General features: G+C 50.4%; 1 protein-coding gene. It reads left to right on the top strand.

All coding sequences use genetic code 11. The features are described from left to right. On the top strand, positions 1-256 hold a 256-nt coding region (locus PGS25_RS05055; protein WP_270418012.1), incomplete at both ends, for a transposase.

The following is a 256-nucleotide window of genomic DNA, read 5'->3' as shown; positions in this document are numbered from 1 at the left end:
ACAAGAACAAGAACACGGATAACAGCCAGAACGGGCACAGCAGCAAAACCCTGCGCACCAGTTTTGGCGATATAGAGGTATCTGTGCCGCGGGATCGCAAGAGCGAATTTGACCCCAAGGTGCTGCGGAAAAATCAGACCAGCATCAGTCAGGACATCGAGGAGAAGATTCTGTCCATGTACGCCAAAGGCATGACCACCGGTGATATTGAAGCACATATTCAGGATATCTACGGCGTAGATGTCTCTGATACCAC

Source organism: Butyricicoccus sp. AM78-15b2TA (assembly GCF_027665985.1).
GTDB classification, from domain to species: domain Bacteria; phylum Bacillota; class Clostridia; order Oscillospirales; family Butyricicoccaceae; genus Agathobaculum; species Agathobaculum butyriciproducens.
This window is presented reverse-complemented; position numbering and strand designations above follow the sequence as displayed.